Consider the following 26,093-nt stretch of genomic DNA (forward strand, 5'->3'; position numbering starts at 1 on the left):
TAATCATGATAACCTCTCTCAAAATCTTCTTCAGCGTCCTCTTCGTTTGGATGTGTTACCAGGTGATAAATACCAGCATCCACAGTAACTTGTTTGAACAATGGAACTTTTTAGGCGGCATACCCTGGATGAGGGCTACCCTTTGGGATTTTTATGCCAATGTAGCTGCTATTTTTTTATGGGTTTGCTGCAAAGAAAAAAGCGTGGTGCTGATGATCATCTGGCTTATATTATTGGTAGCTTTAGGCAGCATTGCTACCTGCGGTTATGTGCTGATACAACTGTTTAAGCTTAAACCGAACGAAGGATTGAAAGAATTTTTTAGCAAACAAAATGGATAATCATTCAGTATGGGCGCTGGCGCTTTATAGTTTAATAGCCTGCTGCGTAATCATGTTTTTTGTATGGCTGTGGTCGTACAAAATAAAAAATGCGGGAGTAGTTGATATTTTCTGGTCATATAACTTCCCTGTTATCGCCATCATATTGTTATTACTGGCGCCGGGATTTGAAACGCGCAAGATTTTGCTTTGTAGCATGGTGATTATTGCCGGGGTACGATTGGGCACTCATTTAGCGGTGCGGGTTTTAAAACACCTGCACGAAGAAGAACCGCGATATGCTCAAATCCGTAAAGAGTGGGGAGCAAGCGCCGAGGTAAAAATGGCCGGCTTTTTCCAAATGCAGGCAGCTTCGAATGTGTTGCTGGCCATTCCGTTTTTTATCGTCGCTATGAATACCAGTACAGAACTGTCGCCGTTTGAATACGCCGGCGCAATTTTATGGCTGATAAGTGTAATCGGAGAGGCAACTGCCGACCAGCAACTGACCAATTTTAAAAAGAATCCGGCAAACAAAGGAAAAGTTTGCGATACAGGGCTGTGGGGTTATTCGCGGCACCCCAATTACTTTTTTGAGTGGCTGATGTGGGTATCATATTTTGTATTCGCGCTGGGGTCGCCTTATGGGTATTTGGCAATAATCAGTCCGGCTATTATTTTATACCTGCTTACGAAGGTTACCGGCATACCGGCTACCGAGCAGCAATCGTTACGGTCGAAAGGGGAAGCTTTTAAAAAGTACCAGGAAAAAGTGAGTGTGTTTGTGCCATGGTTTAGGGAATAAGATGCAAGAGTCAAGAAATCAAGAGACAAGACGAAAAACCACATTGGTAAGTAAATTTATGAATTGGCGCTTTTATCTTGATTCTTGCATCTTGACTTCTTGATTCTATTCCCCATGGCTCTAAAAAAATCACCGTCCGCAATCCATCTCCAATAAAAAAACGTAAACTGCTTAAACAAACAAAAACAACAAACGAGCCGGCTTTTGCCAACCCTATTACATGCGGTACGATAAACTGATTGAACAAAATAAAGTCCCTGATTTTTTGCTGAGGCAGGGCATCCGTAAATTATTAAAGCAACGGCTGGCCGACGAAAATAAAGGCGATGTTGAAGCACAGCAGGCACACCTGATGGCTTTGATTGATAAGCTGAAAGCATCGCCAATAGCAGTTAACACGGTTGATGCCAACCAGCAGCATTACGAGGTACCGACTAAATTTTACCAATATTGCCTTGGCAAAAATCTTAAATATTCAAGCTGTTATTATAAACCCGGCGTAACCAGTCTCGACCAGGCGGAAGATGATATGCTGGCGCTTACGTGTGAAAGGGCAGAACTTAAAAACGGGCAGCAGGTATTGGAACTTGGCTGCGGCTGGGGTTCGCTATCGCTTTACATGGCTGCGAAATACCCCGATAGTACTTTTAAGGTGGTATCGAATTCGCGCACACAAAAAATGCATATCGACGAGCAGGCTGCACTGCGGGGTATTACCAATTTAATGGTGATAACTGCAGACATGAATACCTTTAAAATTGATGGCCAGTTTGATCGGGTGGTATCGGTAGAAATGTTCGAGCATATGCGCAATTATACACTGCTGATGAAGAAGGTAGCATCGTGCCTGAAACCGGATGGCAAGTTGTTTATTCATATTTTTACCCATAAAGAATATGCCTACCTATTTGAAGTAATTGACGATACCGACTGGATGAGCAAGTATTTTTTTACCGGCGGCATTATGCCCAGCGACGATCTTTTATTTTATTTTAACGATGATTTGGTAGCTGAGCAGCACTGGCATGTAAACGGCACCCATTATGGCAAAACAGCTGAAGACTGGCTGAAAAATATGGATAGACACAAAGCCGAAATCATGCCATTGTTTGAAGATACTTACGGAAAGGACCAGGCAGTGAAATGGTGGGTTTACTGGCGGATATTTTACATGGCCTGCGCCGAATTGTGGAATTATAACAATGGGAACGAATGGATTGTGAGCCATTATTTGTTTCATAAAACGCGCCAATCGTAGAGACACAAGTATTGTGTCTCTACATAAAAATAACATATGATTAGATTTTACATTTTAGTTATTCTCTTCCTCATTTCACTGCTTTGCATATTTAGGGCGCCCGAATATCATTTGTGGTTGCTGGCCATAGGCGTTACCGAATTCCCTATGCTATTTGCAAGTATTACCATATTTATGCTGGCGATTGGTATCTGGATACAGCGTTATCAATTGGCAGGGACGGTTTTAGGGCTGATTACGCTGGCGATTTTCCTTTCCCCTATTGTGCGCGCTTACTGGGTATCAAAAGACATAAAACAGGATATGGCGCAAGCATTCGGCACCAAAGAAAATGGCGAAATTGCCTTCAGTTTTTTCAGGATGTTTAAATCCGCTGAAGGTGTCAAATACAAAACCATCGCCTATGTAAAATATAGCGACACATCAATGGCTATGGATTTCTACCCGGCACAGTTGCCCGGAGGTTCGCGGCTTATCCCCAATATGGACGAAGCAGAATATGAGAAAATGAAACGGCCGTGTGTCATTGTGGTTCACGGCGGCTCGTGGGCTGGTGGCGACAGTCAACAATTGCCGGAACTCAACAGTTATTTGGCGTTAAGGGGTTACAATGTGGCCTCTATAAACTACCGCATGGCACCCAAATGGCAAACGCCCGCCCCGGTTGAAGATATAAAGGCAACCATAGCCTACTGTCGCCAGCATGCGGATGAGTTACATATCGACACTGATAACTTCATATTAATAGGCCGCTCGGCAGGAGCGCAGATTGCTTTGCTGGCAGCTTATACCATGCACGAACCCGCTTTAAAAGGTGTGGTTGATTTTTATGGCCCGGCAGATATGGTTTGGGGGTATTCCATACCATCCAACCCGTTGATTATGGATTCGAGGAAAGTAATGGAGCAATATATTGGCGGGCCGTATAGCAAAGTTCCGCAGAAATATGTGGCCTGCTCGCCTTTGGAATTTGTAAACAGGCAATCCGTTCCAACACTTATTATTCATGGTAATAATGATGTGCTGGTTTCACCAGAGCATAGCCGTCGCCTCGATTTAAAACTCACACAAAATGGCATCAAACATTACTGGCTGAAACTGCCGTGGGCAACCCATGGGTTTGATTATAATTTGAACGGGCCGGGCGGGCAATTGTCTACTTATGCGGTGGAGACATTTTTGAAAACGGTAATGGGCGAAGCCCCAAATAAATAATTTTTTCGCCCTCTTTTTGCTTGCAAAGAGAGGGCAGGTCGAGCGAAGCAACGACCGGGTGAGTCCTCTTGAGGCGGCGTTAACGCAAATACATTAGCGCCAATGCACGGCGGCGTTGACTCACCCCGACCTCGCTTCGCTGGTCGACCCTCTCTGCGCAAGCGCAAAGAGGGTGAGCTACAGTTCTTATTTAACCAATATGTTATCGCCACTACAAAATAAGCTTCTAGGCAAAAAAATTGAATATAACAAATGAACCAACCAGATATTAGTTCCCCCTTTAGGGAGTTAGGGGGCCTCCGCGTCGCTATAATAGGAACCGGTATTGCCGGTATGGGCTGTGCACATTTTTTACGTAAAGGCACCGATTTAACCGTTTACGAGCAAAACGATTACGTGGGCGGGCATACCAACACGGTTACCGTTGATGAGGATGGCAAGCCGGTTTATATTGATACCGGATTTATGGTATTTAACTTTGAAACTTATCCCAACCTTTGCAGGCTGTTTGATGAAATAAAGGCGCCCATTAAAAAAACGGATATGTCCTTCAGCGTCCAACATATGCCGAGCGGGCTGGAGTACAGCGGGTCGAGTGTTAACCACCTCTTTGCCCAGCGTAAAAATATTTTTAACCTGCGCTATATCAAAATGCTGAACCAGATTGGCCGCTTCAATAAAGAAAGCGTTAAAATACTGGACGACCCGAAATATGCCAACTATTCGATAGGTGAGTATATTAAGGAATTTAATTTCGGCGAGGATATGCTGTGGAGGTACCTTGTGCCGATGAGTTCGGCGGTATGGTCTACACCGATGGAGCAGATGCTGGATTTCCCGGCGGTAACATTGATCCGTTTCTTTCTGAATCATGGTTTTTTAGGGTTCGACACCCAACACCAATGGTATACCTTAGAGAAAGGCAGCCAGGCCTACCGCGAAATTTTGATAAAGCCCTTTAAAGATAAAATACATGTTAACCGCAAAGCCATAAAAGTAACCCGTGAAAACGGCAAGGTTACCGTGCATGCTTCGGATGGTTCGCAGGAGATATTTGACCGGGTAATTATCGCCAGCCACGGCGACCAGGCTTTGGCGATGCTGGGCAACCCAACCAACGAAGAGCAGAGGTTGCTATCGAACTTTAAATATCAATACAATAAGGCAGTGCTGCATACCGATAAAAGCATCATGCCCAAAACAAAGCTGGCCTGGAGCAGCTGGAACTACAGTATAAAAATGCAGGACGGCAAACTAAACCCAACCACCATTTACTGGATGAACAGGCTGCAGGGCGTATCAGATAAAAAGGATTACTTCGTGTCGATTAACCCGCACAATGGTTTGGACGAAAGCAAAATAATAAAAGAGCTGGATTACGATCACCCCCTGTTTGACGTTCCGGCAATAAATGCCCAGGCCGAATTGCAAACACTGAATCAAAACGGCCCCATATATTTTTGCGGCAGTTATTTTAAATATGGCTTTCATGAAGATGCTTTTGCAAGTGCAGTGGCGTTATGCTCACAGTTGTTAGGGAAGCCCGTTTATGAATAGCGCATGCAAGCATTTAGCCTGCTTTTTTCGATACTTGTAACAAGAAAACCTACTGATAACCAGTTTGATATTATAAAATATAAAAAATAAAATAAACTATTGGCAATAATATTTGTCTATCATTTCAAACAAGGAAATTATTATGAAAAAGTTAATTTTAATAGCAGCAATAATATTGGGCTGCTTGTCGATAAAAACAGCCGAGGCACAAGTAAGCGTTAGTTTAGGTTTGAATATAGGCAGCCAGCCCGATTGGGGCCCGGTAGGCTATGATCATGCCGATTATTACTATATGCCGGATATTGATACTTATTACGATGTACCTTCGCACCGTTATGTTTACATGGAAAACAATGTATGGGTACACCGTACTTACTTACCTACAAGGTATGCCAATTACGACCGTTACCATGGGTATAAAGTAGTGGTAAATGAGCGTAACCCATGGGAGCGCCACGACGTTTACCGTACCAGGTATGCTACCTACAGGGGCCGCAGAGACCAGGTAGTAATCCGCGACAGCCGCGACGAACGTTACCGCAACCACTGGCATGATAATGGCAACCACTATGGCCAGCGTGAACGTGGCGACAAGGGCGAGGGCCACGATAAAGGCCATGACAAAGGTCATGGACACGGACACGATCGCGACTAATCAAACACATAAACTACAATTAAATAGAATTGCCCTGGCATTTGCCGGGGCTTTTTTTTATACCCCCAGGTTGTGGGGGAGTTTTCATAACGAAAACAGTGCATCCCAACAATAATTATTGGCATATATTAAGCATATTTACCACGATATTTGATATATGATAATTGAATTTGTCACCCAGCCACAGCTTGACTTTATGTCCCTGTTTGCAGAGGCTCTTAAAGTAGAGGTGGTAAATAACGAATTGCAAATTCCGCCAGCTATGGGCGAGGGTTTTGTCCGGCGGGTTGCGCTTAATGACGATTTCCGCCTGCTTATCCACAGGTACCGGTTAAAGGAAGACCTTGTTTTAAAACGTATTGGATCCAAAGACCCGGCGAGCTTTATCAGTATCATTTTTTACAGCAACGATGAGCCGGTGACGCTGGTTACCGGTGAACAGCAAGTGCAGCAATTTACCCGCTATAATGCTATGGCCATCCAAATTGCATCAAACAACCTTGATTCGGTTATCACTTTTCAGGCAAATACCGAGATTTACTTTACTGTGGCAGGGATTAGCGCAGCACGCCTTGATGCCATGCTTACCTTAAGCCGGCCCGACCCCTTGGTAGACGCCATCACTAACCCCAAGGGCTCATTCCTGTTTTATGAAAGCATGGCGGCCGAGGCGCAAATAGCTCTGAAACAGCTTTCAGAGCCGCAAACTGGCAACCCATTGGCCAGCTTTTATTACCGTGTAAGGGTTGAAAGTTTACTATACTACGTGTTTGATAAATTATGCAACCGACAGGCCACACAGCATAGCCCGGTAAACAAGGCAGACGTTGAAAAACTCTTCATTATCCGGACGGCAGTATTGAGTGATTTAAGCCAGCCGCCCAGCCTGCCGGACCTGGCTAAACTTGGCGGCATGAGTGAAACCAAAATGAAGGAACTGTTCAGGCAGGTGTTTGGTGATAGTATCTATAACTATTATCAAACCGCCCGCATGGAGGAAGCAGCTTACCTGCTCAAATACAAGCATTATTCCGTTAGCGAAGTTGGCTACCAGCTTGGCTTCAGTAACCTTAGCCATTTCAGCCGTTTATTTGAACGGCACCATCAGCAAAAGCCTAAAAAATACGCATCCGGCGGATAGGACTATTTTTCGGGCGCAGGGCGCTATTTTAAGTTTCGTGGTCTCCGCACCTTTGACATATCATTTAAAACAAAAACAAACGATATGAAAAAGCTACTAATGCCCTATACCAACGAAGCGCTGAATTTAAAAAATCATTTGGTAATGGCACCTATGACACGCAGTCGCGCTATCAACAACCTGCCCAATGACTTAATGGCCGAATATTACAGCCAGCGCCGCGGTGCCGGGCTTATTATAACTGAAGGAACCGCCCCTGCACCGGAAGCACTCGGATACGCCCGTATCCCCGGCATTTTTTCGGGCGAGCAAATTGAGGGCTGGAAAATTGTCACCTCGGCGGTACACAAAAATCAAACTAAAATATTTTTACAACTGATGCACACTGGCCGTGTTGGTCACCAGGATAACTTGCCTACAGGCATACAATTAGTTGGACCGTCGGACATTGCTGCGGCAGGGCAGATATTCACTGATACTGCCGGCATGCAGGACCATTCCGCCCCTGTTGCGCTTACCGGGCAAGGTGTTAAAGACGTTATAGCAGGCTATGTTACTGCTGCAAAAAATGCAATTGAGGCAGGTTTTGACGGAGTGGAGCTGCATGCGGCAAACGGATACCTTATAGAGCAGTTTCTGAACCCGAATGTGAATAACCGCACAGATAATTACGGTGGCAGCATTGAAAACAGGGCAAGGTTCGCCGTCGAAATTGCTCAACAGGTTGCAGCTGCAATCGGCAAAAATAAAGTAGGCGTGCGGATATCGCCAAACTCGACACTGGGCGATTTGCAGGCTTATGACGCAGATGCTGTGCAGGAAACATACATACACCTGGCCAGAGAGTTCAACCGCTTCGGGCTTGCCTATATACATATCAGCCTTAACCAGCAAACACCGAAAGATACATTGCTCGCTATTCGTACGGAATTTGAAGGCACGCTGATTTATTGTAACACATTTACCGCCGAAAAAGCTGAGGCTGAATTAAATGGTGGCGACGCAGATTTAATAGCCTTTGGACGGCCATTCCTGGCTAACCCCGATCTGGACGAGCGCATAGCCAATAACACCGAATTGAATGCGCCCGACTTTTCGACCCTGTACACTCCCGGCGCAAAAGGATATACCGATTATCCAGTCCTGTTTAATTAATCACTAACGAATTTTTCAATCTTTAATTCTTAAAAAAATGGCACTTTCGAAAGAAGTATTGCAAACTATTGCCTATGCCAGCGAGCATGGCTACGATAAACTTAACCGGTTCCCGGCAAAACAAACCCGGGAAATGATGAAACTGGCTCCGAAAAATGAAAACCCTACACCGGTAGCGCAAGTGATTAATACCGTAATTGAACAACACGATATCCCGGTCAGGATATACATACCCGAAGGCACGGGGCCATTCCCGGTAATATCTTATTTTCATGGTGGCGGGTTTGTGCTGATGAGCCTTGATACGCACGACGAAATTTGCCGGCAGCTTTGTGCAAATACAGGCTCTGTGGTGATGTCGGTCGACTATAAACTGGCGCCTGAACATCCGTATCCTGCAGGGCCAGAAAGTTGCGTGGTTGCCACGCGCTGGATGATTAAAAATGCATGGCGCTACAACGGCATTAGCGAACGCATGGCTGTTGCCGGCGACAGCGCCGGTGGATATATGGCTTTATACGTTGCACAAAAGTTAACTGCAGATGGCGTTAAGCTAAAGGCACAGTTTGCCGCTTACCCGGTTACCGACCATTACACCGCCGACCATCCATCGTGGGACAAAAACAGGAAAGGTTATGTGCTAACTGCTCAGCTGATGCAATGGTTTTGGGATATATTTTTGCCAGACCCTGCAAAGTTTGAAGAAGCATCTATTTTAAGGACATCCGACTTTTCGAACCTGCCGCCCGCGTTTATTATGACAGCCAATTACGACCCGTTAAGAGATGAAGGAAAAGCCTACGCAAAAAAATTAAAATCGGCAGCGATAAAAACCCTTTACAAAAACTATCAGAATACTCACGGCTTTTTAGGCATGGGCACAATGGGTCAGGATGCTTTGCAAATGGCTTGTGCATTTCTAAGAAAGCATTTAAATGGGTAGCAGCTAACCTATTTCGCCAGCTTCTTCACCACCTTATTTATCGCATCGCCCCAAAAGTTCCCTAAGGCTGCTGCGCCTTGTTTGTTGGGATGAAGATAAAACGTTCCCTGGTGGCCTTGCTCGGGCTGCAAATCGGTAGTTGAATATTTTTTGAAATAATCAAAGCCTTTGGTGTCGCCAACAAAAACACGTTTGGGGTAGGTGGCAGCATAGTCTTGTACCAGTAAGTCAATTTCGGCGAGATAGTTGGTTAGGCGTTCCAACCCCTCGGCAAGGTATTTAGCGCCATTGTAGGTATTGGGGCTGTACCAAACCGGGTGCTGGAAAATAACAACGGAAGACGGGAATTCCTTTAACAGGCTATCCGCAATCAGTTTTAAATTCTGGTAGTAGTTTTCAGGAAAAACAGGTGCACCGCGCGGGCCTTCAATTGCGCTGTCATTAGTACCCAGCTTTATCGAAAATATCAGCAGCCCTTGTTTATCGGCAAATGATTGCGCAGCTTTTTCAACATCTTTAAAAACACCGTTTGTTGTTGGTAAAAAATCGACAGTGGTATAACCACCATGCCCTTGGTTTGCAATTTCGACTTTGCCTATGTTTGATTGCTGTTTCAGGTAATTTGCAGCAATAACCGGCGGTGCTTCGGTAGCAGGATCGGCCAGGCCGGCGCCGTAGGTTATACTGTTACCGATAAATACGATATTTAAGTCTTTTTTGCCTTGTGCAAAAAGGTTGATTACGCTAAACAGCATTAATACTACTAGTAGCGGTGTTTTAAATCTTATCATATTTGTATCGATAACTGGTTTAAATCAATTTATAAGCTGAGTGCAGCGCGCTTCTTTGATCTTGAGGCCGGTGGGTGCCAAACTATAACCCCGCCTGCGATCAAGCATAAAAGCATGGTGTAGAAACCCCTCCCTGCGCCCTCCCAGGGGAGGGAATCGCACATTCCCGCGCTTTTTTGTTCCGCGTTCGCCTTTTCTAACCTCTAACTACTGATCTCTAGTCTCTAAAATTTCACCCCCATATTCCAAAACATAAACGCCCATTTGTCAACCTGGCCGCTTATAACCTGCTCGGTGCTTTGGCCTGCGCCGTGGCCCGCCTTGGTTTCAATACGGATGAGGATTGGTGCCGGGCTTTTCTGATATTCCTGCAGGCGTGCAGCAAACTTAAACGAATGCGCAGGTACTACACGGTCGTCATGGTCGGCTGTGGTTACCATAGTGGCCGGATAACTTGCCGGTTTTAAAGCATGATATGGGGAATATTTGTACAGATACTCGAACATTTCTTTGCTGTCTTCGGCTGTGCCGTAGTCATAGCTCCAACCCGCACCGGCGGTAAACTGGTTATAACGCAGCATATCCATTACCCCAACTGCCGGGAACGCCACTTTGCACAAATCGGGCCGCTGGGCCATCACTGCGCCAACCAGCAAGCCGCCGTTCGAGCCGCCCGAAATGGCCAGGTAGTCTTTAGACGTATATTTATGTTTGATGAGATATTCAGCTGCGGCTATAAAATCGTCGAACACATTTTGCTTCTTCATTTTAATACCTGCTTTGTGCCATTTTTCGCCGTACTCGCCGCCGCCGCGCAGGTTGGGTACTGCGTAAATGCCGCCGTGCTCCATCAAAATAATATTTGATGTACTAAAGGCCGGGGTAAGACTGATGCTGAAACCGCCATAAGCATAAAGCAATAACGGGTTTTTACCATTCATTACCGTACCCTTTTTGTAGGTGATGATCATCGGGATTTTGGTGCCATCCTTCGACGGGTAAAAAACCTGTTTGCTCTCATACTGCTCCGGGTCGAATTGCACACCTGACTTTTTGTAGATGTTTGAAACGCCTGTAGCTATATCAAGCTTAAAAATAGTGCCCGGGTAAACATAGTTGGTAAAGGTGTAATAGGTTTCCTTCTCTTGCTTTTTTGTGCCGAAACCGCTGGCCGTGCCTATAGATGGTAAAGTTATCGTGCGCTCCAGCTTGCCTTCCATATCGTACTGCTGCACAAACGAGGTCGCATCCTTTAAATACTCGGCAAATATTTTACCGCCGCCGGTTGTGGCGCTAAGCACGTTGGTGGTTTGAGGTATCAATTCTTTCCAGTTTTTTGGCTTCGGGTCGGAGGCATCAACGGTAACAATTTTAAAATTCGGCGAGTACAGGTTGGTGATGATATAAAGCTTGCTGCCAACATTATCCAGTACCGAATGCTGGTTGTCAAAATTGTCGATAACGTTAATAATTAAACTGTTTGGGTTGCTTAAGTCCTGTATATAAAGCTCGTTGCCGGTAGTTTCCTTAGCTGCAGATATAATTAAGAACCGCTCATCCTCCGTTAAATGCGCGCCGATGTACCGGCGCGGCGTGGTATCTCCACCAAAAATCAATATATCGCTGCTTTGCGCCGTGCCCAGCCTGTGATAAAACAGTTTGTGGTACTGCGTAATACCCGCCAGTTGGCTTCCCGCTTTAGGCTTATCATAGCTGCTGTAATAAAAACCGTCGTTACCCTTCCAGGCTATACCACTGAATTTTACGTCGATAAGGGTGTCGCCTATCATGCTTTTATCAGCAGTTTTTATCACGATAACCTTGCGCCAGTCGCTGCCGCCTTCTGATAGCAGGTAGGCTGCCATGCTGCCGTCTTTGGTAAAATCGATCCCCTGTAAGGAAGTGGTGCCATCAGCTGAGAATTTATTAGGGTCGAGGAACACTTCGGGCGACCCATCACCTATCTGTCGCCACAAAACAGCCTGGCTTTGCAGACCATCGTTTTTATAAAAGTAGGTGTATTGGCCTTCTTTAAAGGGTGCGCTGTATTTTTCGTAGTTCCATAATTGTTTAAGCCTTGTGTGCATGGCATCGCGGTAAGGTATCTGGCTTAAATAGTCGTAGGTTACCTTATTTTCTTCCTGCACCCAGGCCCGGGTATCGGCGGCGCGGTCATCTTCCAGCCAGCGGTATGGGTCGGGCACCTGGGTGCCGAAATAGGTAGTTACGGTATCAACTTTTTTGGTAGCGGGGTAGGTGAGTGTTTTAGTATTCATTTGTTGAGCAAAGGCAAAGCTGCAAAATAAAACAGCTGCGCATAAACAGTTAATAGTTTTCATTGCAAGGGTTGGTTGGTAGGCTAAGATAGGATTTTTTGGGAGAAGTCGGAAAAGTCCGAAAGACAGAAAAGATCGGCAAGACAGGAAAGTTCAATAGCAATCATATCGTTCTCAGCCAGCAGAAAAGGTAGTCGTTGCTAAGATACCTGCTTGTTTTTTTGACGGTATGTTTTTACAAGCACAATTATGCCTGCGGTAACCATTAAGCCTAATGATACGGCACCAGTAACAATACGCCATGTTTCATGCTTTTGCGCTCCATTTATCAAGGTGGTAATATTTATGACTACCGTACAAATAAATATAAAGTAAAATACTACCCGGCTGTTTTTATTCATGGCGTTGCTGTATTATCCTTCGGCAGTTGTTTTGCGGTTTTTGATAAAGGCATTGATAATAATAGCTGCAATCACCACAAAAAACAACCCGCCAACAGATGCCAGCACAATGCGCCAGGTTTGGTGTTGGTCAATACCCTTAAAAATGCTGTTTACGCTGATGGCGATAAACCCTATAGAGGTGATGAAGGGAATGAGCAGCTTTTTGTCGATGCCTTTTTGCATGTTGCTAATGTAGAAAGTTTCTTCTTATTTAAAAAACGGACGTAAGCACAACGTATCTTTCGCGGACTTTACCATTTGTGTTTGGTCAACATAGCGTGGTGGCGAACACACCCCTGCCACCGCTTAGTCCGACGCTCCCCCTCTCAAGAGGGGAATTAAGAAACGTTACGGTTTTTACTGGTGCTTATTATTAATCTTCCCGGCATCTTCCAGCTCAATATCCATCTGGTCGTCGTATTTAAAGCGGTATAGTACCCAATCGTTTTGTGGTTTGTAAAAAATAAAGGTAAACCGCAGGGGCTGTACTTCGTGCTTAACCAGGTAGCTGTAAAAATAAAGGCTGTTCGACGCATTCTTTTGGGAGATAAGATCCTTGCCCAAATACATGCCTATCCCCTGCCGTAACGAATCGAGCTTGGCTTTTAACTGGGCTATGCCGGCCGTGTTGGTGAAATATTTATTGGTGCCGAAAAGGAAATCGATTGCTGCAGACGTGCCATCGTTTTTATATTTTTTAAAGAAAGTATCAACCACGCTAACGGCGCTTCTGCCCACTGCGGGTAGTGCCACAGCAGGCTTGGCAGCGGCAGGTTTGGACCCCGGTTTGGCTGCAGCAGGTTTAGCCTGCGCGTTTGCATACACAATGCAGCAACAAAATATCCCTGCTAATAAAAAGGATCTTGTTATTAATTTTAAGTTCAAGTGTTTCATGGTATGTGTTTTAACGCCCCAAAGTAAATAAAAAAGCCTGCTATTTTGAATAGCAGGCTGTATTTTTTTAGTTCGGTAAATTGAAAAGCTTATAACCTAATCAACTCAATCAACCGCTCCACTACTTAGCCACGTACATTACTTCCTTAACCGCTTTAATTACGCGGTCGGCATTTGGCAGGTATTCCTGTATAAGGGTTGGTGCATAAGGCAATGGCACGTCGCCGCCCATTATGCGCAGTACCGGTGCATCTAAATAATCAAATGCATCTTTTTGCACTTTAAAGGCAATTTCGGTAGCTATCGAGCCCAATGGCCAGCTTTCTTCAACAATAACCAAACGGTTTGTTTTTTTAACAGAAGCAATAACGGTATCGTAATCGATAGGGCGCACGGTGCGCAAATCAATCACTTCGGCGTGGATGCCTTCTTTTTCCAACTCGGCAGCAGCGGCGTTAACCACTTTCATTATTTTACCAAAGCCAACCAAAGTAACATCGCTGCCTTCTTTGGTTACATTAGCTTTACCCAAGGGGATATAATATGTTTCTTCAGGCACTTCTCCTTTATCGCCATACATCAATTCCGATTCCATAAAAATAACCGGATCAGGGTCAATTATTGACGATTTCAATAAGCCTTTTGCATCATAAGGGTTTGATGGTACAACCACCTTTAAACCGGGACAGTTGGCATACCAGCTTTCGAAGCACTGGCTGTGCTGCGAACTTAGCATACCTGCGTTGCCTGTCGGGCCGCGAAATACGATAGGCACCGAGAACTGGCCACCGCTCATCGACATGATTTTTGCCGCGCCGTTTATGATCTGGTCGATAGCCACCAGCGAGAAGTTAAACGTCATGAACTCGATAATTGGCTTTAAACCATTCATTGCCGAGCCTATACCTATACCGGCGAAACCGCATTCAGAGATAGGAGTATCAATTACGCGCTTGGCGCTAAATTCGTCGAGCATGCCCTGGCTAACTTTGTAGGCGCCATTGTATTCGGCAACCTCTTCACCCATCAGGTATATCTTATCGTCGTTGCGCATTTCTTCGGACATTGCCTCGCGCAGCGCTTCTCTGAATTGTATTTCTCTCATCGTTTTAAAAAATATGCTTTTTTAGCGAACGCAAATATAAGCAATGAAGTGTGATTTGCAATTTGTAATGGATTTGAGACGAGAGATTTTAGGAATGGGGTGAATTTTGGTGTTCTGAACCGGTATAATACGCCGAATTTGTCGCCGAGTTAAAACCCGGCGCTACAAAATTGGCCGAGCCGATGGCTCTTTAAAAATGGGTTTTCATTAGTAATTCATCGTTCCGGCAGCAAAAGATCATTCTATTTTAAAAAACTCGCTGCTCAAGGTAGTATCAATGTAATTCGAAGTAGACGTTTGAGTATAGGAGTTTGAAGTAGTATTAGTGATTGTAACGGTTATCATCGCGTTTGCAGGAAGCTTTGATCTTTTTAATGTTTCTTTGGTGGGAGTTAAGGTATATGTACAATCATCCAGCCATTTAATAGTTACGAACGATATCAATGAGTCCTTCGCATCGATAAAATATTCCTTTTGGTTCGCCCCAACACGTTCGATGATATAAGTGTACCCAGCATATTTAGATTTGAACTTTCCGTTCCTAAACGCAGCACAATTTGATGGCTTTGGATGGGGTGCGCAACCCAAAAGGAAAATCACAATGATAAAAAGAGAGTTTTTCATTTTTTAATTGAGGGCAATTAGTTTCTTGACAAAATACCTGTTTCAAGCCATTCTGCCAACTGCCCACTCAAAACTGCAAACTCTATTTCCGCTCCCCCTTCATCTTTGAAGCAATCTCCAATGCCCGGTAAGCATTTACTATGCCTCCCGTTTTGCTAAGCGTACCAAAATCAACCTTGGTATTGGTGCCGGGTTTGTTTACCATTACGCCTTTTACAGGTGTGGCGCATTCTAAAATAATTTGCTTGAGCTGTTTGGCGCTCAAGTCGGGGTAGTATTCGAGGCACAGGGCCGCTATGCCGGTAACTATCGGGGCCGAAAAGCTGGTTCCGTCGGCGGTGTTAAATTCGGCATCGGTATCAATCGATGTTACTTTGGCGCCGGGAGCGAAAACGTCAACGCTGTTTTTACCATAGTTGCTGAATGTTGCGGCCAGCAGGGTATCGGGCTTGGGGCCTGATGCGCCTACGCTGATTACGTTATCGGTTGTTGAACCGTCCAGGTAAGTGTCATTCGGGAACTCTGGTTTGGCATCCATGTCTTCATTGTCGTTGCCTGATGCCTGTACCAGCAGCACATCTTTCGATGCGGCATACTTAAAGGCGGCATCAACCCAATCTTTATGCGGCGAAAGTTTTTTACCAAAACTCATGTTGATGACCTGCGCGCCATGGTCTACAGCGAAACGGATGGCATTGGCAATATCTTTATCGTACTCATCGCCGTTGGGCACCGCTTTTATCGACATGATGCGCACATTATCGGCCACGCCATCAATACCATAACCGTTATTGCGAATTGCGCCAATCAGGCCGGCCACACCTGTTCCGTGCGATGCATCTTCGTTTTTAAGCACATTGTTGCCATAGGGTTTGCCATCGTTAACATCCGGATCGTCGCCAACTATGCGGGCGCGGGCATCAAGGTCGGGGGTAATGTTGTTGTTTAGCTTGGCGTTGTATTCGGTAATGTCTTTCAGCACTTTTGCGTTGTCAGATGCTCCGCCTATTTGCCCGAAAACCGATTCCCAAACTGTTTTGCTTTGCGTTACTGTATCATTCGCGGTGTGTATCTTAGCCAGGTCGGCCATGGTAAATGTCTGGTCCGATTTTAATTTCAGCTCCCTTTTAATATAGTGGTTGGTAGCCGACAAAATATTTAGCTCGTAGCCCACATCCTTAGCCTCGCGCAGGGTTTTGCTCATGGTGCTATCGTAGGTCATTTTTACTTTTTCCCAGTAAGCAAACTCTTTTTCCTGTCCTGCCGGGGCAGTGGTAACCGCAATGTATTTGCTCTTAAGTTTGTTATATTGCCTTACCTCTTCGGTGGTTTCGGTGAAATCAACCTTGCGGTCTTTTCCGCCTAAAAAATCCCAGCCGTGTACGTCGTCAACATAGCCATCACCATCATCATCCTTGCCGTTGTTTGGTATTTCTTTGGGGTTTACCCACAGAATAGAAGCCAAGTCTTTCTGTGCGGTATCAATGCCACTATCAATAGTGGTAACGATAACAGTTTTGCTTTTTTTACCCTTTAAAAACAGGTAAGCCTGCTTTAAACTGATGCCGTAAAAGCCATCGGTTTTTAAATCCATGGCGTGCCAATTTTTTGGCGGATCGGCAGGTTGTTTGGGCATTTGCTGCCCGGTTGCGCTTAGGGTTAAGAAAAGAGCCCCAAGCAGAAAAGGGGTAAAGATGTAAGTGCTTAATTTCATATTGGTTGATTGGGTGAGTGGTTGATTGGGTGAATGGTTGAAAAACTTAATCAACCTAATCCAACTTAATCAACCACTCACTAAAAAATTATAAATCAAATTTAATTCCCTGAGCAAGGGGTAACGTTTTTGAATAGTTAATAGTATTTGTTTGCCGCCTCATGTAAACTTTCCAGGCATCCGAGCCCGATTCGCGGCCACCGCCGGTTTCTTTCTCGCCGCCAAACGCACCGCCTATTTCGGCACCCGATGTACCTATGTTTACATTGGCTATGCCGCAGTCAGAACCAGCGGCAGACAGAAATTGTTCTGCATCGCGTAAATTTTGTGTCATTATTGCTGATGACAGGCCTTGTGGTACGCCGTTTTGCATCGCAATGGCGTCATCCAGGTCTTTATATTTGATAAGGTAAAGTATGGGTGCAAAGGTTTCGTGCTGTACAATTTTGTAGTGGTTTTCTACTTCGGCGATGCAAGGTTTTACATAACAGCCCGAAGCGTATTGATCGCCTTCCAGCTTGCCGCCATCAACAATAAATTTACCGCCTTCGGCTTTGCATTTTTCTATCGATTCGAGGTATAATGCTACGGCATCAGTGTCAATTAGCGGGCCCATGTGGTTGTTTTCATCCAGCGGGTCGCCAATGCGGATTTGTTTGTAGGCTTTTACCAGTTTTTCTTTAAAGGCATCGTAAACGCTTTCATGGATGATCAACCTGCGGGTACTGGTGCAGCGCTGCCCGGCGGTGCCTACTGCGCCAAATACGGCGCCAATCAGCGACATATCCAAATCGGCATTCTCGGTTATGATGATGGCGTTGTTTCCGCCAAGTTCTAACAAACTGCGGCCAAGCCTTGCGCCTACTGCCGCGCCAATTGATTTGCCCATTCGGGTGGAGCCGGTTGCCGAAACCAGTGGTACGCGGGTATCATTAGCCATCAGTTCGCCAATCTCGCGATCTCCGATAACCAGGCAACTTACGCCCTCATCTATATTATGTTTTTTAAATACTGCCTGTGCAATATGCTGGCAGGCAATAGCAGTTAAAGGTGTTTTCTCGGATGGCTTCCAGATGCAAACATCGCCGCAAACCCATGCCAGCATGGCGTTCCAACTCCATACGGCAACCGGGAAGTTAAAGGCCGATATAATGCCCACGATACCCAGCGGATGATACTGCTCGTACATGCGGTGCTGCGGGCGTTCGCTGTGCATGGTAAGGCCGTAAAGCTGGCGGCTAAGCCCAACTGCAAAGTCGGCAATGTCAATCATTTCCTGTACCTCGCCATAGCCTTCCTGCAGGCTTTTGCCCATTTCGTAGCTTACCAGGGCGCCCAGGCTTTCCTTGTTTTCGCGCAGCGCATTACCGATTTCGCGCACAATTTCGCCGCGCTTGGGGGCGGGTATGGTTCGCCAGTTGATGAAGGCTTTTTGCGCTGTTTCAACTGCCTGGTTGTAGTTGTCGGCAGTGGCAAATTTCACCGACGCAATTTTTTTACCGTCGGTTGGTGATACGATATCTTTTATAGCTGCATTGGGGCTGCTTGTCCAGTTGCTGCCTGTACTAAATGCGTCATTTATGTCGTTTATATGTAAACGAGTAAGAATTTCGGGAATATTAAGGCTCATAATTGTTACTTTTGTCAAAGGTAAAAATCTTTAAGGCAATTTATTATCAACTCATCCTTTGCCGGCAAAATGATTCGCATTAATTATCAGGACTTTGTAATTAGGGCTGTTAACAATGTTTGAATGTTGATAACTAAATTGTATTATGGATGTTTATTACTTGTAATTTAATCTCAGTTTAAGTCAAAGTTTCCCTAACCGGGGAGATTTAGAGTGGGCTAATAGAGCGAGTTTATTGCCTGTAACAGAGTAAATGTTCTGAAACAAAATTGAATGGAAGAAGAATTTGAATTTGGTTTTACCGAAGACCCAAAGTTTTCGGTAGAACGGTACGAAGAGATGATTCGTAATCATGACCAGTACTTTTTTGATGCCCAGGCGTTTGAGAACATTATCGACTACTACATCGAAAAGAACGATCCGTCTAAAGCCTTACAGGTTGCTGAATATGCCCGCAACCAGCACCCGTTTGCCGCAATTTTCCTGATAAAACAGGCGCAGCTATTGGTTGTGAGCAACCAGGTTGCCGAAGCATTTGAGGCGCTTGAAAAAGCCGCAATGCTGGAAGCATCGGACCCTGATATTTATTTGATCCGCGGCAACCTGTACGAGAGTATGGAGCGCTATGGCGAAGCCCTGGAAAATTATGAAAAAGCGCTCGACCTTGCCGAAGAAACCGACGAAGTGTTGCTGCATATCGCCTACGTGTACCAAAACATGGGCGACTACGAAACATCCATCACCTACCTGAAACTTTGCTTAAAGCAAAATATGGAGAACCAGGATGCTTTGTACGAACTGGCGTTTTGCTATGACGTGTTGGACAATCAGCAGGAGAGCGTGACGTTTTACCAGCAATACATCGATAACGAGCCCTACAGCTATGCCGCATGGTATAACCTGGGCAACGCGTTTACCAAGCTCAGCCTGTTTGAAAAAGCTATCGACGCTTATGACTACGCGATATTGATAAAGGACAGCTTTGCATCGGCCTATTTTAATAAGGGCAATGCATTGGTTAACCTGGAGAAATACGCGGAAGCGATTGAGGTTTACCGCCATACTTTTGAGTACGAGCAACCCAACGCAGATACCTATTGCGCCATTGGCGAATGCTACGAAAAGCTGGAGCAGATGGACGACGCGCGGGCTTTCTACAAAAAATCGGTTAAGATGGACCCTAAGCTGGCTGATGCCTGGTTTGGGATTGGCGTAACCCTTGACTTTGAGGAACGCTATTTTGAGGCCCTGCACTTCTACAAAAAAGCGCTCGATCTTGATATTGCCAACGCCGACTACTGGTTTGCCATTGCCGATGCCGAGTACAAGCTGGGGCACCTTACCGAAGCCGAACATGCTTACGAAAAGGTGGTAGAGCTAAACCCGATCGACGTTGACGCCTGGCTGGATTACTCATCTATTTTATATGAGCAGCAACGCCTTAGCGATGCCATTGAGGTGATAGCCCAGGCCATAAAAAACAACCCCGAAGCCGCCGAACTGTATTACCGCATGGTAGCTTACCTATTTGCCAAAGGCGAATACAACGAAGCCCTGAGCCACCTTGAAATGGCCCTGACATCGGATCCGGACAAACATTACATCCTGTTTGATTACCTGCCGCAGTTGCAGAAGAATAAGGTGATTGTGGATATTATTAATAGGTATACGAAATAGTTGATTAGAGGTTAGTTTATTAGAGATTAGTTAAGCGCACTGGGTTGCGACCAACCCAATCTCGACAATCAACAAATTAATCTCTAATCAACCGACCTCTAATCTCTAAAAAAAGCCAGTAATTTGAATTCAAATTACTGGCTTTTTTTACGACCTTTGCAGCCATTAGTACTTTTAGTTATAGTCTATAACCAATTGCGTGTTTCTATATGAACTACCAGATCAATAACCTTCCGGAAAGGGTTGCAAAACCACGCCAAAGCGGCATAACTATGGTGATGGACAAGGGCCTTAGCCTGCGCCAGGCGGAAGATTTTATTGAAGTTGGTGGCTTGTATACCGATATGGTGAAACTGGGCTGGGCAACCTCATACGTTACGCCAAACCTTACCGAAAAACTAAAGCTTTACCGCGATGCCGGCATCCCCGTATATTTTGGGGGCACCCTGTTTGAGGCGATGATTGTGCGCAACCAGTTCGACGATTATTGCCGCCTGCTCGATAAATTCGGGATGGATTATGCCGAGGTGTCTGACGGTTCCATCACGCTGGAGCATGATGTAAAGTGCGAATACATCCGGAAGCTGGCTAAAATTACTACGGTAATATCTGAAGTGGGCTCGAAAGATGTGCAGAAAATATTTGCGCCCTATAAGTGGATCAACCTGATGCGGGCTGAAATTGAGGCCGGATCGTGGAAGGTTATTGCCGAAGCCCGCGAAAGCGGCAATGTGGGCATCTACCGCGACTCAGGCGAAGTGCGCCAGGGCCTGGTTGACGAAATACTAACCCAAATACCCGAAGAAACCATCATTTGGGAAGCCCCCCAGAAAGCCCAGCAGGTATGGTTCATTAAACTAATAGGCGCCAACGTTAGCCTTGGCAATATTGCGCCGGCAGATGTTATCCCGCTGGAAACACTGCGCCTGGGCATCCGCAGTGACACTTTTGATCATTTTTTGTAATCAAATCCATATCCCCATCCTTCCCGCTATTTTTATTCACTATAATTTAATATTAGTAAAATAATTTAGTTCATATTATTATTGCCTATAAAATATTTCGCAGAGGTTTAGTATATTGGTCGGTAAATTATTGACTGATAAACCTTTTATAACCGACTATTGAAAAGAATATTTTATATGCTGCTGCTTATATCGGCGGCTGCATCCGCGCAAAAAAAAACTATCGATAGTTTAAATAACCGGCTGAAAGGCAAACTCGACGACACTTCGCGGATTGAGCTCTCGCTCAAACTGGCAAAGGTTTACCGCGATACCCTGCCCGATAAGGGGATGCAGTTAATGTATCAAACAGTCGCACTCGCCTCAAAAACCAATCATAAAGATTTGCTGGTTGATGCCTACGTTCAAATCGCCGAAGCGTTTGAAGACCAGGCCATTGCCGATTCTTTGCTTAAATACACCAAAAAAGCAATCGACCTTGCTACCACCCTTAAAGACAATCAAAACCTGGGACGGGCCCATAATTTAAACGGCAATAGTTATCTGCAGGCGCGTAAGTTCGACCTGGCGCAGAAAGAATATCTGACCGCTTTAAAGTTTTACGAATCGATAAAAAATCCGCTGCCAAAAGGGAATTTGATGGTAAACATAGGCTACCTGTTCCAGCAAATGGGGAACGTGGAGAAGGCACACGAATATTATGATGGCGCGCTAAAAATATTTAAAGAGATAAATAATCAAAAGGCCATTGCGCAGGTTTATAACAACCTTGGTATTTTGTATGGAGAAAATAATCAGCTTAAAAAATCGGAGGCGTATTTTAATGAGTCGACTAAAATAAGGGAGCATTTGAATAATAATAACCAGCTGGCTTACTCCTATCTTAATTTGGGCGGCATAAACGTGTTGCTGAAAAACTACGACAAAGGCCGGCTGTACAATGATAAGGCCCTGAAGCTTTTTGTGCTGCTGAAAAACAACCAGGGCATTGCCAGCTGTTACACCAATTCGGGGCAGATAGAGCAGGAGACCGGCAATTATAAAAAATCGGTGGAGGCCTATAACCAGGCGCTTTTGCTGGCCACGAAGATAAAAGACATGGAGAACATGGAGAATGCGCTGGTCAGCATATCAAACACCTACGAAAAAATGGGCGACTTTAAAACCGCCTACCGCTACAATAACGAGCTGATCAAACTAAAAGACACCATCTACAACAAGGGCATGTCCAAGCAGATTGCCGAGTTGGAAACCAAATATAAAACCGAGAAAAAAACGCAGGAAATTGCTTTGCTAAACAAGCAGGGCACCATCCAGAAACTGCAGATTAAAAACCGCAACGTAACCATCGGGGTGGTTGCGGCGGCTTTGCTCATTACGGTTTGCTTCGGTCTGTTATTTTATAACCGGTACCGGCTGAAGCAGGCGGCCATTTTACAGGCCGAAGTAATCAAACAACAGGACATCGCCTCCAAAAGCATTATCGACGCCGAAGAACGCGAACGCAAGCGCATTGCGAGCGACCTGCACGACGGCGTGGGTCAGCTGTTTTCGGCGGTAAAAATGAATTTGGGGAGCTTGCTGGAGCATGTGGAAATAAAGGAACCTACCTATAGCCAGCTGGCCGAAAAAACCATGCTGATGGTGGACGAGAGTTGCAGGGAGGTACGGTCCATTACGCACCAGATGATGCCTAATGCGCTGCTGAAAGCCGGCTTAGGATCGGCGGTGAAGGATTTTATCAATAAGATAGATTCGCATAAACTGAAGATCACCGTTGAAACAACCGGCCTGGGCGAAAGGCTCGACAACAATACCGAGGCCGTGCTTTACCGCGTGATACAGGAATGCGTTAACAACGTGATCAAACACGCCGGGGCAACGCGGCTCGATATCCAGCTTACGCGCGAAGACAACGAGGTATCAGTAACCATTGAAGACAACGGCAAGGGGTTCGACAGCACGCAGCGCGACAAGTTTGAGGGCATCGGCCTAAAAAATATCATTACACGTATAACCTATCTTAAAGGAACTGTGGATATATCATCGGCGCCCGGCAAGGGCACGCTGGTGGCTATTTATGTTCCGCTAACACTATCATAAATGGCTGCTACACACAAAATATTTATTGTCGACGATCACCAGATGGTGGTTGACGGGCTAAAACTGCTGATTGGCCACATGCCCGACTTTGAGGTGATTGGCGAATGCAATAACCCCGCAAAAGTGGAGGGCATGCTCGATACGCTGAACCCCGACATCCTGCTTACCGACGTTAACATGGCCGGCATGAGCGGCGTTGAGCTTACCCGGCATATTAAACGCGCCAAACCCCATATCAAGGTGCTCGCCCTATCCATGTTTGGCGATAGCCAGGTGGTAACCGAAATGATGGACGCCGGCGTGAGCGGCTTTATACTGAAAAATACCGGCCGCGCCGAACTCGAAGACGCCCTGCGCAAAATTGCCGCCGGGGGCGATTATTACTCCGCCGATATTACCCGCCACCTTGTTCGCTCGTTTAAAGACAACCAGGAAGGCAACCACCTTACCGACCGCGAAATTGAAATTGTGCGCATGATTGAAAAGGAATTCAGCAACAAGCAAATTGCCGACCTGCTGTTCATCAGCGAACGAACCGTTGAAACGCACCGCAAAAACATACTGCGAAAAACCAATACTCAAACCGTGGTAGGCTTGCTGAAGTATGCTTATGAGCGGAAGATAATTTGAGGGCAAGCGTTCCATTTTCCCACACGGAACACTTGGAACGCTATGGAACATGCTGATTATCAAGCGCTCTATATTTCTGTCTCCGCAGGATCTCCCGCAGATTTGAGTTAACCTATAAAGTTCTTCAACTATTTAAAGGGCCATCGGCCCGGGACATATTGTAGCCACGGGTTTCAACCCGTGGTAAATTGATTAAAAAATAAAGAGTGCCGTCGGCACGAACCATATTAAGGTGTGAATATTCAAAAATATTGGTCGAACCTACGGTTCTGAATTCATTTCGACTTTATTCCACGGGTTAAAACCCGTGGCTACAATAGCTGGCCGAGGCTACGCCTCTTTAATTCACATTTCTGTCTCCGCAGAGTCTCCCGCAGATTTAAGTTAACCGATAAAGTTCTTCAACTATTTACAGGGCCATCGGCCCGGAACATATTGTAGCCACGGGTTTCAACCCGTGGTAAATTGATTAAAAAAATAAAGAGTGCCGTCGGCACGAGCCATAATTGTAATTATTAAAAATATTGGTCGAACCTACGGTTCTGAATCCATTTCGTCTTTATTCCACGGGTTAAAACCCGTGGCTACAATAGCTGGCCGAGGCTACGCCTCTTCTGTCTCCGCAGGGTCTCTCGCAGAGGACCCTGCGATGGTTTGCAGCTATTCATGAATGGAGCATCATCCCGCGCATACCTGGCACGCCGCGCAGGGTCCCTTTCAGGAGACCCTGCGGGGACAAAAAGAACTATCTATTGAACGTGTGATGGCATGTCACCCTGAGGCACTCGAAGGGTGCGCGTAGAGGCCCTTGCCCGCGTGCTAAGCAAGTCGTATAGGCCATTGCGCTCATGCTTCGAGTACCTCAGCATGACACCCTTTTTTCATTTTCCCTTCTGTCTCTGTCTCCGCAGGGTCTCTCGCAGAGGACCCTGCGATGGTTTGCAGCTATACATGTATGGAGCATAATCCCGCGCATACCTGGCACGCGGCGCAGGGTCCCTTTCAGGAGACCCTGCGGGGACAAAAATTGCTTTTGACGCTTCCTGAACTTCATTTCAAAAACATTTCCGTAAGTTAGTATCGGCTGTCGTGCTTTAAATGGACAGCGGCTAAATGAGTACGATAGAAAACAAGAAAGATGCGCCCACCCAATCATTTGCGTCGGCAAGTGCGTGGGGGGAATGGCTTGCTGCCAATCATGCTGAGTCTGACGGTATCTGGCTGCGCATTTTCAACAAAGAATCGGGTGAAAAAACGGTTACCTATGCAGAAGCACTCGACGAAGCACTCTGTTATGGTTGGATCGACGGACAAAAGAAGAAAGTTGACCCTGATTCCTGGGTCCAGAAATTCACGCCGCGCCGGGCACGTAGTATATGGTCGAAACGAAACATCGAACATATTGAACGGCTTACCAACGAAAAGCGAATGAAAGCCGCCGGTTTGAAGGCTTTTGAAGACGCAAACAACGACGGGCGCCTGGCGGCCGCATATGATTCACCTTCCAATTCCACAACCCCTGCCGATTTTCTCGAACTCCTTGAAAAAAACAAAAAGGCAAAAGCTTTTTTCGACTCGCTGAACAAAACCAACAAATATGCCATCACCTGGCGGCTGCAGACCGCCAAAAAACCGGAGACCCGCGAAAAGCGAATGCACATTATCCTGGAAATGCTGGCTAAGGGCGAGAAATTTCATTAGGGGAAAGAAACCTAAAGCAGCACCCGATTCCGGGATGCTATGTAGGCGGGCTACCTAAACGCTGCATACTAGCGAGAGGAGGAATTTATTGTAGCCCTTCGAAAATATTGCACACTTATTAGGGTCATTAACATTTTTCAAAAAACCCTGATAATCAATGTTTAATGCGATTAATGTTAAGAAAAGTTGGAGTTTTTGTGCAAAACTTATTGGGGGTGTTAAAAACTTAAAGGAATAATTTGTAAAACCATGTTGTAGCTTTGTCTCTAATCACTCCATAGATAAATTGTTGAAGTAGAAAAAGATAAGAGACTGAGAAAATGAAGTCTGAAAGGTGTTGACGCACCAGACAGACTCCATTAGCCGGAGGCTGGTAACCTCAATCCAGGTTTTTGATTTCCTGGGGATTAAATTGTTCTAAATTGTAGCGCAAATGTGGTGTAAATTTTGGTATTACTCAAAATAATTTCAAGATAATTATCGACATCTGT

The 26,093-nt window shown here is 45.6% G+C and carries 23 protein-coding genes; 14 read left to right on the forward strand and 9 right to left on the reverse strand.

Annotated elements, in window-relative coordinates; genetic code table 11:
• The first annotated feature begins 5 nt into the window (after positions 1-5).
• The 9 genes from Q0R52_RS07270 (at position 6) to Q0R52_RS07310 (ending at position 9,049) form a co-directional block, all read left to right on the forward strand.
• Positions 6-341 (forward strand): DUF1475 family protein, encoded by a 336-nt coding sequence (locus tag Q0R52_RS07270; protein ID WP_295793504.1) that lies wholly within the window; start codon positions 6-8, stop codon positions 339-341.
• Entirely contained in the window at positions 334-1,125 is a 792-nt protein-coding gene (locus tag Q0R52_RS07275; protein ID WP_295793506.1) for a DUF1295 domain-containing protein, read from the forward strand. The genes Q0R52_RS07270 and Q0R52_RS07275 overlap by 8 nt, the downstream gene beginning before the upstream one ends.
• A 220-nt stretch (positions 1,126-1,345) precedes the next feature.
• Positions 1,346-2,383 (forward strand): cyclopropane-fatty-acyl-phospholipid synthase family protein, encoded by a 1,038-nt coding sequence (locus Q0R52_RS07280; RefSeq protein ID WP_295793508.1) that lies wholly within the window; start codon positions 1,346-1,348, stop codon positions 2,381-2,383.
• A gap of 36 nt (positions 2,384-2,419) precedes the next feature.
• Complete coding sequence (locus tag Q0R52_RS07285; protein ID WP_295793509.1) at positions 2,420-3,598, forward strand: alpha/beta hydrolase; 1,179 nt, start codon at positions 2,420-2,422, stop codon at positions 3,596-3,598.
• Positions 3,599-3,850: 252 nt separating this feature from the next.
• On the forward strand, positions 3,851-5,155 hold the full coding sequence (locus tag Q0R52_RS07290; protein WP_295793510.1) for an FAD-dependent oxidoreductase: 1,305 nt from the start codon (positions 3,851-3,853) through the stop codon (positions 5,153-5,155).
• A 142-nt stretch (positions 5,156-5,297) separates the two neighbouring features.
• Positions 5,298-5,810, forward strand: coding sequence for a hypothetical protein (locus Q0R52_RS07295; RefSeq protein ID WP_295793511.1), 513 nt, complete (start codon positions 5,298-5,300; stop codon positions 5,808-5,810).
• A 157-nt stretch (positions 5,811-5,967) separates the two neighbouring features.
• Positions 5,968-6,951, forward strand: a complete 984-nt coding sequence (locus Q0R52_RS07300; protein ID WP_295793512.1) for an AraC family transcriptional regulator — start codon at positions 5,968-5,970, stop codon at positions 6,949-6,951.
• An 84-nt stretch (positions 6,952-7,035) separates the two neighbouring features.
• Positions 7,036-8,106: an alkene reductase gene (locus Q0R52_RS07305; protein ID WP_295793513.1), complete on the forward strand. Its 1,071-nt coding sequence runs from the start codon at positions 7,036-7,038 to the stop codon at positions 8,104-8,106.
• 37 nt (positions 8,107-8,143) lie between these two features.
• On the forward strand, positions 8,144-9,049 hold the full coding sequence (locus tag Q0R52_RS07310; protein ID WP_295793514.1) for an alpha/beta hydrolase: 906 nt from the start codon (positions 8,144-8,146) through the stop codon (positions 9,047-9,049).
• 8 nt (positions 9,050-9,057) lie between these two features.
• On the opposite strand, the gene Q0R52_RS07315 is transcribed toward Q0R52_RS07310, so the two are convergent.
• The 9 genes from Q0R52_RS07315 to Q0R52_RS07355 all read right to left on the reverse strand — a co-directional run bounded on the left by Q0R52_RS07315 (position 9,058) and on the right by Q0R52_RS07355 (position 18,526).
• The gene (locus Q0R52_RS07315; protein WP_295793516.1) at positions 9,058-9,840 is read right to left on the reverse strand and encodes a GDSL-type esterase/lipase family protein; all 783 of its coding nucleotides are present in this window, start codon (positions 9,838-9,840) and stop codon (positions 9,058-9,060) included.
• Positions 9,841-10,064: 224 nt separating this feature from the next.
• Positions 10,065-12,116, reverse strand: coding sequence for a prolyl oligopeptidase family serine peptidase (locus Q0R52_RS07320; RefSeq protein ID WP_295793518.1), 2,052 nt, complete (start codon positions 12,114-12,116; stop codon positions 10,065-10,067).
• 200 nt (positions 12,117-12,316) lie between these two features.
• Entirely contained in the window at positions 12,317-12,517 is a 201-nt protein-coding gene (locus Q0R52_RS07325) for a hypothetical protein (protein WP_295793520.1), read from the reverse strand.
• Positions 12,518-12,529: 12 nt separating this feature from the next.
• The gene (locus Q0R52_RS07330; RefSeq protein WP_252793435.1) at positions 12,530-12,742 is read right to left on the reverse strand and encodes a hypothetical protein; all 213 of its coding nucleotides are present in this window, start codon (positions 12,740-12,742) and stop codon (positions 12,530-12,532) included.
• A 174-nt stretch (positions 12,743-12,916) separates the two neighbouring features.
• Positions 12,917-13,453, reverse strand: a complete 537-nt coding sequence (locus Q0R52_RS07335; RefSeq protein WP_295793521.1) for a hypothetical protein — start codon at positions 13,451-13,453, stop codon at positions 12,917-12,919.
• A gap of 121 nt (positions 13,454-13,574) precedes the next feature.
• A complete protein-coding gene (locus Q0R52_RS07340; RefSeq protein ID WP_252793438.1) occupies positions 13,575-14,558 on the reverse strand; it encodes a pyruvate dehydrogenase complex E1 component subunit beta in 984 nt (327 codons plus the stop codon).
• 237 nt (positions 14,559-14,795) lie between these two features.
• Positions 14,796-15,182, reverse strand: a complete 387-nt coding sequence (locus Q0R52_RS07345; protein WP_295793523.1) for a hypothetical protein — start codon at positions 15,180-15,182, stop codon at positions 14,796-14,798.
• A gap of 82 nt (positions 15,183-15,264) precedes the next feature.
• The gene (locus Q0R52_RS07350) at positions 15,265-16,896 is read right to left on the reverse strand and encodes a S8 family serine peptidase (RefSeq protein ID WP_295793524.1); all 1,632 of its coding nucleotides are present in this window, start codon (positions 16,894-16,896) and stop codon (positions 15,265-15,267) included.
• Positions 16,897-16,984: 88 nt separating this feature from the next.
• Positions 16,985-18,526, reverse strand: a complete 1,542-nt coding sequence (locus tag Q0R52_RS07355; RefSeq protein WP_295793526.1) for an aldehyde dehydrogenase family protein — start codon at positions 18,524-18,526, stop codon at positions 16,985-16,987.
• 273 nt (positions 18,527-18,799) lie between these two features.
• Here Q0R52_RS07355 and Q0R52_RS07360 point away from each other — a divergent pair, with 273 nt between their 5' ends.
• The 5 genes from Q0R52_RS07360 to Q0R52_RS07380 all read left to right on the forward strand — a co-directional run bounded on the left by Q0R52_RS07360 (position 18,800) and on the right by Q0R52_RS07380 (position 25,602).
• Complete coding sequence (locus Q0R52_RS07360) at positions 18,800-20,203, forward strand: tetratricopeptide repeat protein (protein ID WP_295793528.1); 1,404 nt, start codon at positions 18,800-18,802, stop codon at positions 20,201-20,203.
• A 209-nt stretch (positions 20,204-20,412) separates the two neighbouring features.
• Positions 20,413-21,168 (forward strand): phosphosulfolactate synthase, encoded by a 756-nt coding sequence (locus tag Q0R52_RS07365; protein ID WP_295793530.1) that lies wholly within the window; start codon positions 20,413-20,415, stop codon positions 21,166-21,168.
• Positions 21,169-21,327: 159 nt separating this feature from the next.
• Positions 21,328-23,271, forward strand: coding sequence for a sensor histidine kinase (locus Q0R52_RS07370; protein ID WP_295793531.1), 1,944 nt, complete (start codon positions 21,328-21,330; stop codon positions 23,269-23,271).
• Positions 23,272-23,901, forward strand: a complete 630-nt coding sequence (locus tag Q0R52_RS07375; protein WP_295793533.1) for a response regulator transcription factor — start codon at positions 23,272-23,274, stop codon at positions 23,899-23,901.
• Between the two features lie 1,113 nt (positions 23,902-25,014).
• Positions 25,015-25,602 carry a YdeI/OmpD-associated family protein gene (locus Q0R52_RS07380; protein WP_295793535.1) on the forward strand — a complete coding sequence of 196 codons (588 nt, stop codon included), beginning with the start codon at positions 25,015-25,017 and terminating at the stop codon, positions 25,600-25,602.
• The last annotated feature ends 491 nt before the right edge of the window (positions 25,603-26,093 follow it).

Origin of the sequence: Mucilaginibacter sp. (assembly GCF_025359345.1) — a bacterium.
Classification (GTDB): Bacteria; Bacteroidota; Bacteroidia; order Sphingobacteriales; family Sphingobacteriaceae; genus Mucilaginibacter.